This is a genomic window from Actinoplanes sp. NPDC051475, assembly GCF_040689425.1.
Classification (GTDB): Bacteria; Actinomycetota; Actinomycetes; order Mycobacteriales; family Micromonosporaceae; genus Actinoplanes.
On the sequence record NZ_JBFAZZ010000002.1, the window covers coordinates 620,138 to 635,580 of the forward strand.

The following is a 15,443-nucleotide window of genomic DNA, read 5'->3' on the forward strand; positions in this document are numbered from 1 at the left end:
CGACATACTTCACCCCGAGAATTCTGAAAACACGGAAGATCGGCACAGTATTCGCGGCGCGGACTAAGCAAAAGATCTTGACAAGCCGCTCTTGTCAGGCATTGCACGCCGGATGATGCTTCTGTGGCTGATGAGAACTCATGTGGCAATTCATTCACCCGAAGGGCCCGCACGAGGCTCACCATTCGGCTATTGGCCGGTGGTGCGGCGTACTGACGCGGGCACCCGGCCAGCTGTTCTCTCCAGTGTGGGAGGGCCCACAGTGCACAGTGTCGCTCCACGTCGCACTGACTCGCGTGGAGCGAAGTCCCGCAGGAACGCCAGTAGGACCGACGTCGATATCGCGGGCTATCGGTCGCCCACCTTCAGCTGACAATTCTTTGCCGAGTGTCGTAGGCCACGCCGTACTCACCGCCAGGTGAACAGGACACAGATTCCTCAACCGACGCAGCGAGGCACGAATCCTTGCCATGCCGCGGCAAATGGACTGGCCATGGGTGCCCTAAAGGAGGATTTGCGGAGACCTTGCGAGGCCTACGGTTTGGCCGTTGATCATATGAACGGGCGTGGATCCTCCGTGTTCGGCCGCCTTCACCGCGACAGGTGGCGCCGCGACGGGGGTGCCCGGCCGGTCGTCGCTTCGCCCTGTCTTTAGCGGGCACCGGCAGCAGGGGCGGGTTCGTATGACTCGACATACAGGAACGTTGAAGGGCGAGATGAGCCCTCAACGCCGAGCTGATTTGTCGCCGTAGACACCAGCGACCGAGCCGCCGCATCCTTGCGCGCTGCCGGTTCTGGCCGAGCATCATGAAGGGTTCGTGCCGCGTGAGGAACAACGTCCGCCAACGACCGTGGCCGGCTGCCGTCCTGGCCGCCGGAGTGGGTCTCTGCCTGACCGTCGCTGGGACCCCCGCGCTCGCCGCGCCCGTCACACCCTCCGCAGCAGCGATCCCCACACCGAAGACCACGATTGGTGAAGCCGAAGCCGCGGCCCAAGCCGCAACCAAGGGTGAACCCGTCGCTGTCACCGCCGCTACGACGGCCACCAGCACGCTGACCGCGAACCCGGACGGCTCGTTCACGCTGACGCAGGCGGTGCAGCCGGTCCGTAAACTCGTCGGCGGTGTGTGGAAGGACCTGGACGCCACCCTCAAGATCGACGACGACGGCACGATCACCCCGACGCTGGCCACCGGTGACCTGCATCTGTCGGCCGGCGGGAGCGGTCCGTTCGCGACCATGGCCGGTGGCGGCAGTTCACTGGCCCTGACCCTGCCGTTCTCGCTTCCGAAACCGACGCTGGCCGGGCCGACCGCCACCTATGCGGACGTGCTACCCGGCGTGGATCTCACCGTGACCGCTGACAGTCAGGGCGGGTTCTCGCAGGTGTTGGCCGTCGCGGACGCCAAGGCTGCGGCCAACCCTCTGCTGTCGTCGCTGGCGATGGCGACCTCGGCCCGCGGTCTGAACCTTTCAGCGGATGCGGCGGGCAACATCGTCGGTACCGACGTCAACCGCCGGACCGTGGTCACCGCGCCTGCGCCGATCATGTGGGACTCCACCGTTGCCGCGGACGCCGGGCCGACCGTCACCGACCCGAGCACCAAGAGGGTGCTGGACGCACGCACCGGCATGCCGGCCAGGTCGAGCGCGCACTCCCCCGGCCTCGGCGCCCGGACCGCGAAGCTCGGTGTGGCCGTCGCCAAGGACAAGATCACGCTGACGCCGTCCAAGGCGTTGCTGGATTCGGCGGCCTGGCCGGTCTACGTCGACCCGGCCTGGTCCTGGGGTGCGGCGCAGAACGGCTACGCCGTCATCGACAACAGCCGGCCGAGCACCAACTACTGGAAGAGCTCACCCAGCACCCTGGACGACTTGCAGTCCGGCAAGGACCCCGACGGCACCGAGGTTCGCCGCACGCTGCTCAACTTCGGCATTGACACCAGCAAGCTCACCAAGGACGTCATCATCAACAGCGCCACGCTCAACATCACCGAGACGTGGGCGTACAACTGCACCGCTAGCAACGTCGACATCTACGCCCCGAACACGACGCTGACCTCGACGAACGCGACCTGGAACGCCTGGTCCGGGGTGTCGCTGGGCACCCGCAACGACCAGGTGAGCGCCGCCTACGGCTACAACAGCAGCTGCCCCGCCCACGGCGTCGGATTCGACATCAGCACCGGCATCAAAGCCGCCGCGGGCGCAGGCCGTAAGACGCAGACGTTCGTGATCAAGGCGAACGACGAGAGCTCGCAGACCGGGTGGAAGCGGTGGAGCACCAGCACACCGAAGATCACGGTCGACTACGACCACAAGCCGAACGTGCCGACCGGCCTGAAGACCAGTCCGACCACGGCGTGCAGCGGCACGACCGTGGGTGACCACGACATCAAGCTCTACGCCACCGTGTCCGACCCCGACGGCGGCACCGTGTCGGAGAACTTCACTGTGTGGAAGTCGACCGACGGCACGGTCAAGACCAGCGGCACGCTGACCAACGTTGCCTCCGGCAGCGGCAGCACCCCGTTCACCGTCAAGGCGAGCTGGATGAAGACGATCGCGGCCGGTAAGCCGACCGCCTTCCGCTGGAACGTGACCACCAGCCAGAACGGGCTGACCAGCGCCGCGTCGACCACGTGTACGTTCACGTTCGACCCGACCCGGCCGCACGCCCCCGACGTGACTCCGCCGACGGGTGCGACCATCGGCAAGCCCGCCACGTTCGCCGTCTCCTACGTGAAGAACGTCGGCGAGACGACCGCGCCGGCGTCGTACCAGTTCCAGCTCAACGGCGGCGCCGTCGTCACGGTCACGGCTGACAGCAGCGGCAACGCCACGTTCTCCGCCGTGCCGATGCGTACGATCAACTGGATCAACGTCACCAGCGCATCGGCAGGGAGCAACTTCAGCCCGGACGCGGCCAGCGAGCCGTTCACCGCGGTACCGCCGGCACCGGCCGCGGACGCGGACCTGACCGGCGACGGCAACCCGGACCTGCTCGCGGTCGGCGGCGTGAACAACATGCCCGCCGGGGTATGGGTAGCGCCGGGCACCGGACGCGCCGACACCTCACTGAACGTCGTGGCCACCGACATCGGCGCGTTCGGAAACGGCACCAACACGACAGGGTCGCCGGCCGACTTTAACGGTGCGCAGGTGATCAGCGGGGAATTCACCGGCGACCACCTGCAGGACCTGCTGTACTACTACCCGTCCGGCAGCGGCAAGGCCGGCAGCGGCGGTGTACTGGCCGGCAACGGCGACGGCAGCCCAATCACTCCCGGCGTCGATGACGCGCAGCACAGCATCAGCAGCGGCATCCTGACCGACTACTCCGCCACCGGCAACGCCGACGAACCCATGATGCTGGCCAACGCCGGTACCTCGTCCGGGCAGTCCAGCGGCTTCCTCGACCTGATCGGTATCGCCGGCGACGACACCGACGGCTACCACCTGGTCTACTACCCCAACAGCGGCGGGCCGACCCAGTACGCGATGAGCTACCCGCTGACCACCGCCGCACCCGACGGCACCATGAACTGGAAGGCATGGAAGATCGTCACCGCCCAGACACCGGCCGGGACGACGAGCATGTTCCTGTGGAACAGCACCACCGGCGCCCTGTACCTGTGGACCGGGCTGACGTTCACCACCGACGGCAGCAACAACACCCTCACCTACACCTCCCGGGTGATCGCCGACGGCACGGCGAGCACCTTCCAGAAGGCCGCAGCGGTCACCCTGCGCTCCGGCGACATCAACCGCGACGGCACCCCGGACCTGTGGGTTAGCGGGGCGTCGGCCACCGCCACGGCGTGGATCGTCACCACCATGATCGGCACCACGGCCACGCTGGCTGCGCAGACTTCCCAGACCGTGCTGGCCGCCAGCCACGCCTGGCACCTGAACGACTCCGCCGGCGACGCCAGCGTCACCACCGCGCAGGACAGCTCCGGCGCCCTGACCGCCACGATCAGCGGCGCCCAGTGGAACACCGGCGACATGATCAGCCCGGACCTGCAGTTCACCGGCAGCACCACATCCGCCGCGACGACGACGGCCAAGGCGCTGTCCACGATCGCCGACTTCTCCGTCGGGTTCTGGGCCAAGCCGGACGCCTACGACGGCACCGTCGTCTCCCAGGACGGCACAAGCGGTCCCGGGTTCCGGGTCTGGCCCAGCGCCGACGGCGCCTGGAACTTCGCCATGCAGCGCACCGACGCCGCCCCCACCAGCGCCGTGCAGGACACCGCGAAGTCCGCGATCGGCACCGCCCGGCTCGGCCTGTGGTACCACGTCGTCGTCTCCTACCAGGCGTCGAACAAGCAGATGCGCCTGTACGTCAACGACCAGCTGGCCGCGACCGCCACCCACTCGACCCCGTGGTCAGCCGGCGGCGGATTCCAGATCGGCACCATGCGCACCAGCGCCACCGCGCACGACAACCACTTCAAGGGCCAGGTCGCGCACGTATCGACGTACAACGCCGTGATCAACCCGATGCCCGAGGCGCAGCACGCCGTCTGGGACCACGCCCGTGACCCCAACGGGTCCTGGCCCAGCAGCGGCCAGCTGCTCGACAACAACCCAGCCGTGTCCAACACGGCGGCAGCGGCCCTGCCCGACGGCACCGTCCACGCCTTCACGCTCGTGCCGGGCAGCGGCATCTGGGAACGGGTCCGGTCCGCGTCCGGCGTGTGGTCCGGCACCGCAACCAAGATCGACACCAACGGGTCCATCACCGACATCGCCGCTGTCGGTCTGCCCAACGGCACCCTGCACCTCGCCTCGCTCGTGCCCGGCAGCGGCATCTGGTACCGCAGCCGCAGCGCGGCCGGGACGTGGGCAGCCAGCAGCACGAAGATCGACGCGAACACGGCCATCACCGACGTGTCCGGCGCCGGCCTGCCCGACGGGACCCTGCACCTGCAGACGATCGTGCCTGGTTCCGGCGTCTACAACCGGATCCGTAACACCGCCGGCACCTGGGGTTCCGCATCGGTGATCGACACGAACACGGCCATCAGCGACGTGTCCGCAGCTGCTCTGCCGGACGGCACCCTGCACGTGCAGACCCTGGTACCCAGCGCCGGCGTCTACGACAAGACCCGCAGCACCACCGGCACCTGGTCAAGCTCCACAGCGGTCGAATCGACAGCCGCCGCGACCAGTGTCTCCTCCGGCGCCGACGCCGACGGAAACCTGCACGTGGTGACCAGCCTCAACGGCATCGGAGTCTTCGACCGCACCCGCGCAACCTCCGGCACCTGGGCCGTCCACGTCCAGCTCGACACCAACGGAACGGCCATCGCCTCATACACCGCCGTAGCCGTTGACAAGAAGGTGCACGTCGGCGTTCTCACCAACCCGTAACAGGTGACACCGGCTAGGTAGTCAGTCCCGAACGGCTCGCCGTAGACCACTGATGCTGCCCGTTATCCGACCTTAGCAGGTCTCGAGAAACGGCAGCAGAGGGGCTCGGCGAGCCGTCGGGCAGTGCACTGTCACTGAAGTCTGCAGAGCATGAACCCGGGATCGGCAGTTCCACCTATCTGGGACCGAAGCATGGAAACACGACGTCCGTCTTCTCATGCATCTGAACCAGTTAGAAGCACAGCGTCTGCTGGTCGCCATGCAGTGGCAACCCTCCCGCGGAGTCATTGTCGAGCAGGAACTCGATGAGGGCGAAGTGACCCGTCTACTTGCCACCACCTCGACGAGAATCGCAGTCGAAACCTGCCGAGCCAGTCCCGACAATCTGCGCGTTCCTGGTCGTGTTCATCGACGGCGACAACCACTTCGCCTTCTACGCCCGAAGGCGGAGATCTACCGCGCCGACGACTTCAGCGCCTCGGACACCGACCCCAGCAAGCCGCAGCACAGCGTGTTCGACCTGAAGAATGCGGTCGACGTCTTCAAAGTCGTGGACGAAGTATGGGCCCTGCGGGCCACCAGAACGGTGAAGACGGTGGTACAGGGCGACCGAACGACGTACACCATCGACATGGGTCGCAGGATCGGCACCAAGCCGGGCCAGAACTACCTGCGCATCACGGTCGAGTTCGGAAATGAAGTCATCACCGCATTCCCGGACGTCAGGCCACCCAACGTGTAGCCGAGACAGATCAGCGCCGCCCAGAAGTCGACAGGTCGACCTCCAGGCGGCGCTGACTCGTTCAGACGTAGCTGAAGAAGCGGTTCCACCAGTTCTCGAAGAGTCCGGGCCAGCAGCCGTCGTACCCTTCCCAGAGCGGCTCCTCAGGAATCAATGTGTAGTCGAGGTCGGCAAGGACCGATTTTATGCGGCGCGCATCCTCGGGATGGAGCAAATCGGCCGCTTCATCGTCGGCCCAGGCGAATGGCTCATCGACGGACAGGACCGCCAGATAACCGAAGTTGCTGATGGTGATGGTCAGTTGACGGCGGCTGGCCGCGCCCGCGGCAGTGATGATGAGGGAACCGTGCTGGCTCGCGTCCTCCATGCGATCGCCGAAGAAGCACTGCCCGTCGAACTCTTGGTCGAGCCGCGCCGCCAGTTCCCGGAACCCGCCGTCCACCTGCTGATGGTCGTATGAATCGGGGAACTCGGGGTCCTTCGACCGGTCGAGTGATCGCAGCAGTTGCAGCAGATCAGGGTCTTCGATAGCCACACGGGTCATTGTGCACTACACGGACGTTGGACCCGTTGCGGGACGAGCGATTGCCGCGGCCAAGGGGGTGGCGGGGACAGTCGTTGAGCTCCGGCGGTGGATTCGAACCATCACCGTACGGATTAACAGCCCACTGCCCCGCCGATCGGGCGACGTCGCATCGTTCCATTACTGCGTCTCGCCGGGTGGGGCCGAACCACGGCCCTAGTCTTATCAGGGAGACGCTCTGACCTGCAGAGTTACGGTCGATTCCGAGGAACGCCGGGCCCGGTGGGGGCGGTTCCCGTCGGCCGGCTCTTTCAGAGCGGAATGGCCCGTCTGAGGACCGGCTGGGGACCAGGGAGGGGTCCGCTTGTTGCCGTCCGGCTCCGGGTCGTGGCCGGGAATCGGCGGCCGGCAGCGGGCATTTCCAGCTGGCCACGCTCGCGCATGGCGTCGGCATCCGGCAGAGGTACTGCTCACCGGCGTGCGCCTACCGGGCCCGGCACAAGGCTGAACGAGCGAAGCAAGACTCAAGCGCTCGTGGTTCGGGCGTACGCGGCGGCGTTCGTGCCGGCCGCCACGGGGATCAGGTTCTGTCTCGGTGACGGCGGGCTTCGATGTCGCGCAGTACGTCGGGGTCCCATTGGCCGGCGTTCCAGTCGTCGCTGGTCGGAGTGGGCGACAGCGGCCACGCCGGGTCTCCTCCGGCGACCGGCGAGTAGTGTCCGGCGTCGACTCGGCTGGCGTGGGCCATCAGGCGCGCCGCCCTCATCGCCGCGCGTTAAGGGCGTGTCTCAGTTGGTGACTTTGCGGAGTCGGCGGTAGGCAAGTAGGACGCAGGCGAGGTTGGCGAAGGCTTGGAAGTGTTCGGCTTTGCGGTCGTAGCGGCGTACGAGGCGGCGGTTGCGTAGTAGCCAGGACAGGCACGCTTCGACGATCCAGCGGTGCCGGCCGAGGCGGTGAGAGGACTCGACGCCTTTACGTGCGATCCGGACGGTGATGCCTCGGCGGCGGATCTCGGCACGCAGCTGGCGCTGGTCGTAGGCCTTGTCCGCGTGCAGTTTCGCGGGTCGATGGCGCGGTCTGCCTCGCGGGCCGCGGATCGGGGCGATCGAGTCCAGCAGCGGCACCATCAGCTGCGAGTCGTGGGTGTTCGCGGCGGAGATCAAGACGGTCAGTGGTGTCCCGCGGCGGTCGCACAGGACGTGGATCTTCGATCCTGGCTTGCCGCGGTCGACGGGGTTCGGGCCGGTCAGCGGCCCCCTTTTTCCCGCCCCCGACAAGCCGCCCGACCCTCGGCGAACCCTGCCATTGCCGTGCCGGAACGCTCTGCGGTCGCTCCGCGGTCGCTCGGATGTTCCGTACCCCCACCGGACGCAGCCGGACCCGGCCGGATTTCCGCATTTAATGGCTGTTCTCATTCACTCGGACGTACCTGGACGTAGCCGGACCGTGCCGGACTGTGCGAGAATAAGGTCCGCTTTTCTGACCGCCCAGAGAATGGCTCTCACCTATGGACTTTTAATCCATAGGTTCGGGGTTCGAGTCCCCGGCGGCCCACCCTGAACTGGGATCTCCAGTGAGTAACGTTGCGACCACGCCCGTTTCACCCGGCTTTGTCGGCCACTTCGAGCAACCGGCGAGCGGTGAGGGCCTCCTGTATCACTGCTGCTAAAGGCATGTTTTCGCCTACCGGGCGCGTCGTGCGGGGCACGATGGCGGCCGGCGTCGGCTTTGGCACGTTCGGTCTCGAGTTCGTGGATGACCGAGATGTAGGTGTCTCCGGTGATGGCGATGGATGAGTGACCGAGGGCTTCTTGGATGTCTTTGAGGTCGGCGCAGGAGGCTTTGAGGTAGGTGGCGGCGCAGTGGCGTAGGTCGTGCAGCCGGATGGGCGGCAGTTCGCTGCGGCGCACCCACCGTACGGGGTGTATTGGCGCCAGCGTGGATTTCCTGCGGTGTTGTCGAGGTACAGCAGCGGGGTGTCGTGCTGATCGAGGATCGAGAAACCGAAGCTCGCCGCCGTGGTGCCGGTCCGAACGGCCTGGTTGCCGTCGGGCAGCGTGTAGTGCCGTATGGCGGGTAAGGATGAGGGATACCCGTACGTACCGTGAGCCCTTTCGCGCCTCGGCGAGAGGCGACATCGGCAATGCTCAGCCGGCGTCGGGAGCCGCTTGGCCCACTAGTTGGCCACCTTCGCAACCTGTCCCGGTGGAGTACTGAGGAGATCAACGCCGTCGCTCACGCACTCAACAGCCGGCCCGGAAACACTCGGCTGGAAGACCCCGGCCGAAGCCCTCGACGAACACCTACGATTGCTCCAACAACCCGGTGTTGCGACGACCGGTTGAATCCGCCCATGCTTGCCGTGCGGATCTTGGCGCTCGGCTGAGGCACGGGAGCACACCCGGACGTATACCGCGCCGGTGGAGACCGCCCGAACCCCGAGCCGTCTGGACACTCAGGCGGATCGATGGCAGGCGTAGTCTGGTGATTGTCGCTCCAGACCCCGGCGGCTCCACCCGCCGCCGGCAGGTGCCCTCCAGAGAGCAGACAATGAATATTTCCAAGACTGTTGTCATCGCCGTGCTTCGCGAGCGGGGTCAGAACGACAGGGCCGATTTCGTCGACCGAGAGCTCCCTGAATACATCGATACTTCCCGGCATGGCGGGCTGTTGGCTACGCTCCACGTCGATCCGGCCGAGCTGGCTGACGCGGAGCCGGCGTGAGGGTCGGCATCCTGGGGGCGGTGGCATGGCGGACTCCGCCGCATGCTTACGGACCCTGGGAACAGGTCACGGGTCTCCTCGCGGAGGGCCTCGTCGCCGCGGGGGCTGACGTGACGCTCTTCGCGACCTTGGATTCAATCACTACGGCCCGGCTCGACGGCGTGTGCCCGCGCGGGTACGCGGACAATCCGTCGACGGACGGCCGAGTCGCCGAGGCGATGCACGTCTCGCACGCCTTGGCCCGGTCAGGCGAGTTCGACATCGTGCACAGCCACCTCGACTGGCTCCCTCTCGCCTTCGCGGAACACTGGCGCGCGCCGCTGGTCACGACCGTGCACGGGTTCTCCGGCCCCGGGATTTTGCCCGCCTATCAGGCGAGCAGATCCACGTTCGTGTCGATCTCGGATGCCGATCGCAGCCCGGAACTCGACTATGTCGCGACGGTGCATCACGGTGTGGATGTCGACGGGCTCCCGTTCACAGCGTCCGCAGGCGCCGGGCTGGTCAGCTTCGGCAGGATTCACCCGGACAAGGGCACCCACACGGCGATCGAGATCGCCCGCCGGGCCGGACGCACGCTTACCATCTGCGGGATCGTCCAGGATGAACGGTATTTCACGGAGAAGGTGGCGCCGCACATCGACGGCGAACGCGTGGTCTTCCTAGGCGCGGTGGGGCCCCGACGCCGCAGTGAGATCCTCGGCGGCGCGCTGGCCCTGCTGCACCCGATCGACTTCGATGAGCCGTTCGGCTTGTCGGTGGTGGAATCCATGGTTTGCGGCACGCCGGTCATCGCCTACAAGCGTGGCTCCATGCCCGAGATCGTCGACGAAGGCGTCACCGGCTACCTCGTGCGCGGCGTCGACCAGGCCGTTGCGGCCGTGGGCGCGGTCCGCACGATCGACCGGGACGGGTGCCGGGCACGGGCCTGCCTGCGCTTCGGCGCGAACCGGATGGTCGCCGACTACCTGGCCGTCTACGAGCAACTCATCGGCTGACTCGTCCGCTCACTACATGATCCACTTTCTCGGCATGGCCGGCTCCTCGGGGCGCCGGCCCCTCGACCCGTCGTACACGCTGGCGGGTCGGAGCCGTCACCGCGTGAGGTCACCCGGCGTGTCACCCGCGATGGGGCCGACAACCAGAAGGCATGTCCTATGACGATCAGGTACGGATTTCTCAGTACCCATCCGCCCACCCGCTGTGGTTTGGCGACCTTCAACGCGGCGTTGGCCGCCCATCTCGGCGAGGGCGGCGTCGTGCGGGTCGCGGCAAACGGCGACGATCCCACGCCCGCACCCGGCGTGGTGCACACCTGGGCAACCACGACGCCTGCCGGCTGGCGCGACAGCGCCGAGGTGCTGAGCACCTTCGACGTCGCCGTCGTCCAGCACGAGTACGGCATCTATCCCGGCCGCGACGGCGGCGAAGTCCTGTCCGTGCTGCGGCGGCTCACCGTGCCTTGCCTGGTCGTCCTGCACACCGTGCTGACTTACCCCACTGCGAGTCAGAAGTCGCTGCTCGAGGAGATCGTGGCTGCCGCCGACGCGGTCGTGACCATCACCAAGGCCGCGCGCGACCGGCTGCTTGCCGGCTATGCCGTCGACGCTGCGAAGATCTCCGTGATTCCGCACGGCGCCTGCGACTACGCCGGCCCGCCGAACCGCCGGGGCCCCCAGCCACATCTGCTCACCTGGGGCCTACTGGGACCCGGCAAGGGCATCGAGTGGGCGCTACGCGGCCTGGCTCTGCTGCGTGACCTGGAGCCCGCGCCCGTCTACACCGTGGCCGGGCGCACCCACCCCAAGGTCATCGAGCATCATGGCGAGGCATACCGGGCGAGTCTGCACCAGCTCGGCGCGGCCCTGGGCATCGCGCACACGGTGCGCTACGAGTCGTCCTACCTCGACGATGCGGCGCTCGGGGGACTCGTCCGCTCCGCTGATGTCATCGTGCTGCCGTACGACTCGACCGAGCAGGTCACCTCGGGCGTCCTCGTCGAGGCTGTGGCGGCCCGCATCCCGGTCGTCGCCACCGCGTTCCCGCACGCGGTGGAACTGCTCACCGACGGACCCGGCCTGCTCGTGCCCCACAAGAACCCGGTAGCTCTCGCGACTGCCATCAGAAGAATCCTCACCAAGCCCGCGCTGGCCGCCACCCTGCGCCAACGCAACGGTCACGCCGAGCCGGCACTGCGATGGCCCGCCGTCGCCCAGCGGTACCACGAAGTCGCCGCGAGGCTTGTCGCCGCACACCACCGCCCGGTCGCCGTGGCCGGCACGTGACGGTCAAGACCACCAGCACGGTGCCAGGGCGCGGCAGGAACGTTCCCGCCCCCACCTTCACACACCTGGTGCGGCTCACCGACGACACCGGCCTCTTCGAGCATGCCCGGCACGCCATCGCCCGCCGTGAGCACGGCTACTGCACCGACGATGTCGCCCGGGGCCTGCTGGTCACCAGCCGCGAGGCCGACCCGTCCGGCGAGGTGCTCCGGCTCGCGGAGCGCTATCTGACCTTCCTCACCCACGCGCAGGACGCCGAGGGCGCCTTCCACAACCGACTCGGGTTCAACCGGGAGTGGACCGACCAGCCCGGCCTCGGGGACTGGTGGGGGCGCGCCCTCTGGGGCCTCGGGACCGCCGCGGCCCACAGCCCGGCGCCATGGATCCGCCAGGAAGCCCTCCTCGCTTTCACCCGAGGAACCTCCTGCCGGTCCGTCGCCCCGCGAGCGATGGCTTTCGCCGCACTCGGCGCCGCCGAACTGCTCCGCCTCGATCCCGGCAACGAGCCGGCCGCTGCCTTGCTGGGCGACGCTGCCGTCGCCATCGGGCACCCGGATCCCGATCCGGACTGGCCGTGGCCGCACGAGCGGCTCACCTACGCCAACGCCGCCCTCGCCGAAGCCGTCATCGTCGCCGGCCACCTGCTCGACGACCCGCCGGTCCTGGACGCTGGTCTGCGGATGCTGACGTGGCTGCTGAACATCCAGACCAGCGGCCGCCACCTGTCGGTCCTCCCATCAGGAGGCTGGCAACGGGGCGGTCCCCGGCTGCGACACGACCAGCAACCGATCGAAGTGGCGGCACTGGCCGACGCCTGCGCCACGGCCGCCACCATCACCGGCGACGACATCTGGCAATTCGGTGTGCACCAGTCCATCGACTGGTTCCTCGGTGACAACGACATCGGCCAGCTCATGTGGGACCCAGCAACCGGCGGCGGCTACGACGGGCTGACCCTGCACGGCCCCAACCTCAACCAGGGCGCCGAGTCCACCCTTGCCCTGATCTCCACCCTCCAGCACCGAACACCCCGATGAGGCAGGCCGTTTGCGGCGTCGTGGATGACGGCAAATTCTTATCGCCACCCTTGCGTCTTTCAAGGCCTGGCGTGACACCCGTCCAGACCTCGCGACCGTTCCCTGCTTCTTCAACCGTGCATTCGCACGACGACATCGATTGAGCGCAGACGAGATTCGAGGAGCCGCGATGAGCAGGACCCTTGTGCCTCTGAGCCGCCGGGCCGCTGCCGGAATCGGGCAATCATGACAACAGCTGTGCCGCGGCCGAGGGCTGCCTCCGGAAGCAACTTCTCGGCGTTGAACCGGCGGGTCTGCGAGGCGGGCCTCCTCGAAACGGCGCCCCGCCTACCACGCCGTACGCATGAGTGTCGTGGCCGCGATGCTGATCGTAAGTTGGGCGGCTTTCGTCCTGGTCCTCCAGCCCGTAACTAAGGGCTGCCCGTACTCTCATGGAGATCGGGAGCGGTATGCCGGAATCCATGTCGTCGGCGGATTCGTGTGCCTTTACGACGGCGAGTCTGTGGACACCGTGGCCCATACGACCTTGCCGCTGCGGGCGGGCATGGCACCCCAGGCGGCGGCGAGGGCGTGGACGAGCTGCAGTCCCCGGCCGCGCTCGTCGAGTGGAGTTGCCCGTCCTGCGGCAGCCAGCGGGTTGAGGCGCGGATATCGGGTGTCGCCGTCCCGAACGGCGAGGTGCAGTCGGGGGCCGTCTGCGAGCACGGTGGCCACGGCGTCGGTGCGAGCGTGTTCCACGGCGTTGGCGGCAAGTTCCGACATGATCAGTGAGGCGTCGTGCCCTAGTTGTGGTAGCTGCCAGGTGTGACAAGCCTGCGCGACGAGGTCACGTGCGGTCCGCACCGCGGCCGGCCGCGGGGCAAGCCGGACTTGAAACCGTCGATGGGTATGCGCCAGCCGGCCGGCGATCGCTATACGCGCCCGCGGCATGGTGTTGAACAGCAGCGGCTGAGACCTGTCGGCATGCCGTAGCTGGTAGCCCAGCATCGCCCTCGGGGGCAGGCACAACACCAGCTGAACGGGTGTCGGCCCGAGCCGGGCCGCCCGTACCGCCGTCATCCAGAACCGCAGACTCTGTCCATGGACATCATCGACATCGTGCAGATCGATGATGATCGCCACAGTCGGCGCCAGCAGACACAGTCGCAGGCTGGCCGACACCTGACTGCCGAGCGGCTGTGACCACCCGCCATGCACCGTCATCTCGACCACCGTGGCGCTCGCATCAGCCGTAACGTCCACCGACACTGCCCGGCGGTCTGTTCCGGTGGTGAGCAGATATGGCGACTGCACCCGCTGCGCAGTGGTCACGGCTGACCGGCCAGCCGCGCCATGTTCCGGTGTGGCCGCATCCAGGCGAGCCCACCGATCAGCTCCGCCGTCCACGGCGAGCCGTGGGCGGCAGCGGTCAGCGGACGGTGACCGTCGACGGGTCCCCGTGGCGGCTTAGCGATGCGGCAGAAGACCCACCAAAGACCACGGTCCACATACCGCTTGGCGGCGATTCCTTCCCCCGGGTCCAGCGTGAGGCGGACCACGCGTGTTTCAACCATCATGGGGATGCTCCAAAGGGACCTGGTGACAACGGTGGCTACCGAGGTCTGGAGCAGCGACGGCGATGAGGCAACATCGCCACTGGCTTAACCCTACGTCAACCGGTCATTGATCGCTGGTTCCCCCGTCTGAGCGTGGACAATCACCGTGCCGCTCACGGTCCGGCGCGGTCGCCGGGAGCTACCACACCGGGCTGGCAACCCCCGTCACGCCGCACTCGAGTGTTCCGTACGGCGCCCGGTTTGGGCTTTAGCACCGCCTCCATGCGAAGGGGTACGTGGTCTCGATGCTGCCGTCGGTGGAGTCCATCGTCAGGAAGCTGGCGGCGGTCGATGTCCCTTTGCTGACCCGCAGCTCGGTGTTGATGTTGAGGTGCGCGTCTCGCCGCAAGGGTGCCAGACGAGGGCGGCGACCGCGACTTCGTTGCTGGCCATCCAGTTGTCGTCCAGCGGTGCTGCGACAGGGTGTGGGTGGAGGCGCTCTGGCTCATGCCCTGGAAGTAGTAGTTGGCCCGCTGCGAGGCGACGGACCCGGCCCGGAGTAGCCCGTACCCGCGGAAGTCCACCTTGGCGATCGCGTAGGTAGAGCCCTGAGACACGCCGACCAGCACGTTGAGCTGGCAGTCTTCCGGCCCGCCGGTGGTGGGGATAAACGCCACAACGCCGCCCTCACCTGTCCCGCCCGCCGCCGCGTCAACGTCCTGTTCGCCATGATCCGCGACCGCAGCCTCTATCAAGCACGGCCAAGCGATCACGCTCTCGCCGCTTGACGAGACCCATAGGGATACGTCCGCAATCTTCACCGAAGGAGTGGTTGAGCCAACTCGCCAGCACGATCAGCAGCCGGTTGGACCTGGTCGACCCACCGACGTCGAACGGCTTGGTCGCTCCGCGGTCGCTCGGATGTTCCGCACCTTGACGTACGGACGACTATTCTTCGAATAGAGAAAATCAGGAGTGGGTCTTCTTTCTGTGGACTTTTAATCCATAGGTTCGGGGTTCGAGTCCCCGGCGGCCCACCCTGAACTGGGATCTCCAGTGAGTAACGTTGCGACCACGCCCGTTTCACCCGGCTTTGTCGGCCACTTCGAGCAACCGGCGAGCAGTGAGGGCCTCCTGTATCACTGCTGCTAAAGGCATGTTTTCGCCTACCGGGCGCGTCGTGCGGGGCACGATGGCGGCCGGCGTCGGCTTTGGCAC

General features: G+C 67.2%; 11 protein-coding genes, 1 tRNA gene and 3 pseudogenes. 8 read left to right on the forward strand and 7 right to left on the reverse strand.

Going from position 1 to position 15,443, the window contains the following annotated elements; all coding sequences use genetic code 11:
- Positions 1 to 825 precede the first annotated feature (825 nt).
- Together AB0368_RS07265 and AB0368_RS07270 are read left to right on the forward strand one after the other, a co-directional pair.
- Positions 826 to 5,379, forward strand: a complete 4,554-nt coding sequence (locus AB0368_RS07265; RefSeq protein ID WP_366152890.1) for a hypothetical protein — start codon at positions 826 to 828, stop codon at positions 5,377 to 5,379.
- A gap of 217 nt (positions 5,380 to 5,596) precedes the next feature.
- Positions 5,597 to 6,121 (forward strand): hypothetical protein, encoded by a 525-nt coding sequence (locus AB0368_RS07270; protein ID WP_366152891.1) that lies wholly within the window; start codon positions 5,597 to 5,599, stop codon positions 6,119 to 6,121.
- A 61-nt stretch (positions 6,122 to 6,182) separates the two neighbouring features.
- Here AB0368_RS07270 and AB0368_RS07275 read toward each other — a convergent pair whose 3' ends face one another.
- Entirely contained in the window at positions 6,183 to 6,656 is a 474-nt protein-coding gene (locus tag AB0368_RS07275) for a hypothetical protein (RefSeq protein ID WP_366152892.1), read from the reverse strand.
- A gap of 776 nt (positions 6,657 to 7,432) precedes the next feature.
- A pseudogene (locus AB0368_RS07280) lies at positions 7,433 to 7,912 on the reverse strand (IS5 family transposase); the annotation flags it as partial.
- A gap of 200 nt (positions 7,913 to 8,112) precedes the next feature.
- Here AB0368_RS07280 and AB0368_RS07285 point away from each other — a divergent pair.
- Positions 8,113 to 8,198 (forward strand) — tRNA-Ser (locus AB0368_RS07285).
- Here AB0368_RS07285 and AB0368_RS07290 read toward each other — a convergent pair.
- Complete coding sequence (locus AB0368_RS07290; protein ID WP_366152931.1) at positions 8,150 to 8,782, reverse strand: tyrosine-type recombinase/integrase; 633 nt, start codon at positions 8,780 to 8,782, stop codon at positions 8,150 to 8,152. The genes AB0368_RS07285 and AB0368_RS07290 overlap by 49 nt on opposite strands.
- Before the next feature lie 56 nt (positions 8,783 to 8,838).
- Here AB0368_RS07290 and AB0368_RS07295 point away from each other — a divergent pair.
- The 5 genes and pseudogenes from AB0368_RS07295 to AB0368_RS07315 all read left to right on the forward strand — a co-directional run.
- Positions 8,839 to 8,989, forward strand: a pseudogene (locus AB0368_RS07295) (IS30 family transposase); the annotation flags it as partial.
- 205 nt (positions 8,990 to 9,194) lie between these two features.
- Entirely contained in the window at positions 9,195 to 9,368 is a 174-nt protein-coding gene (locus AB0368_RS07300) for a hypothetical protein (RefSeq protein ID WP_366152893.1), read from the forward strand.
- Positions 9,365 to 10,366 (forward strand): glycosyltransferase family 4 protein, encoded by a 1,002-nt coding sequence (locus AB0368_RS07305; protein ID WP_366152894.1) that lies wholly within the window; start codon positions 9,365 to 9,367, stop codon positions 10,364 to 10,366. Before AB0368_RS07300 ends, AB0368_RS07305 begins: the two co-directional genes overlap by 4 nt.
- Positions 10,367 to 10,525: 159 nt before the next feature.
- The gene (locus AB0368_RS07310) at positions 10,526 to 11,653 is read left to right on the forward strand and encodes a glycosyltransferase (protein WP_366152895.1); all 1,128 of its coding nucleotides are present in this window, start codon (positions 10,526 to 10,528) and stop codon (positions 11,651 to 11,653) included.
- Positions 11,650 to 12,690, forward strand: a complete 1,041-nt coding sequence (locus tag AB0368_RS07315; protein WP_366152896.1) for a glycosyltransferase — start codon at positions 11,650 to 11,652, stop codon at positions 12,688 to 12,690. The genes AB0368_RS07310 and AB0368_RS07315 overlap by 4 nt, the downstream gene beginning before the upstream one ends.
- Positions 12,691 to 13,176: 486 nt before the next feature.
- Here AB0368_RS07315 and AB0368_RS07320 read toward each other — a convergent pair whose 3' ends face one another.
- The 4 genes and pseudogenes from AB0368_RS07320 to AB0368_RS07335 all read right to left on the reverse strand — a co-directional run.
- Entirely contained in the window at positions 13,177 to 13,749 is a 573-nt protein-coding gene (locus AB0368_RS07320) for an ATP-binding protein (RefSeq protein WP_366152897.1), read from the reverse strand.
- A 248-nt stretch (positions 13,750 to 13,997) separates the two neighbouring features.
- The gene (locus AB0368_RS07325) at positions 13,998 to 14,243 is read right to left on the reverse strand and encodes a hypothetical protein (protein ID WP_366152898.1); all 246 of its coding nucleotides are present in this window, start codon (positions 14,241 to 14,243) and stop codon (positions 13,998 to 14,000) included.
- Positions 14,244 to 14,493: 250 nt separating this feature from the next.
- Positions 14,494 to 14,634, reverse strand: coding sequence for a DUF4360 domain-containing protein (locus tag AB0368_RS07330; RefSeq protein ID WP_366152899.1), 141 nt, complete (start codon positions 14,632 to 14,634; stop codon positions 14,494 to 14,496).
- A 121-nt stretch (positions 14,635 to 14,755) separates the two neighbouring features.
- A pseudogene (locus tag AB0368_RS07335) lies at positions 14,756 to 15,046 on the reverse strand (DUF4360 domain-containing protein); the annotation flags it as partial.
- Positions 15,047 to 15,443: the final 397 nt, after the last annotated feature.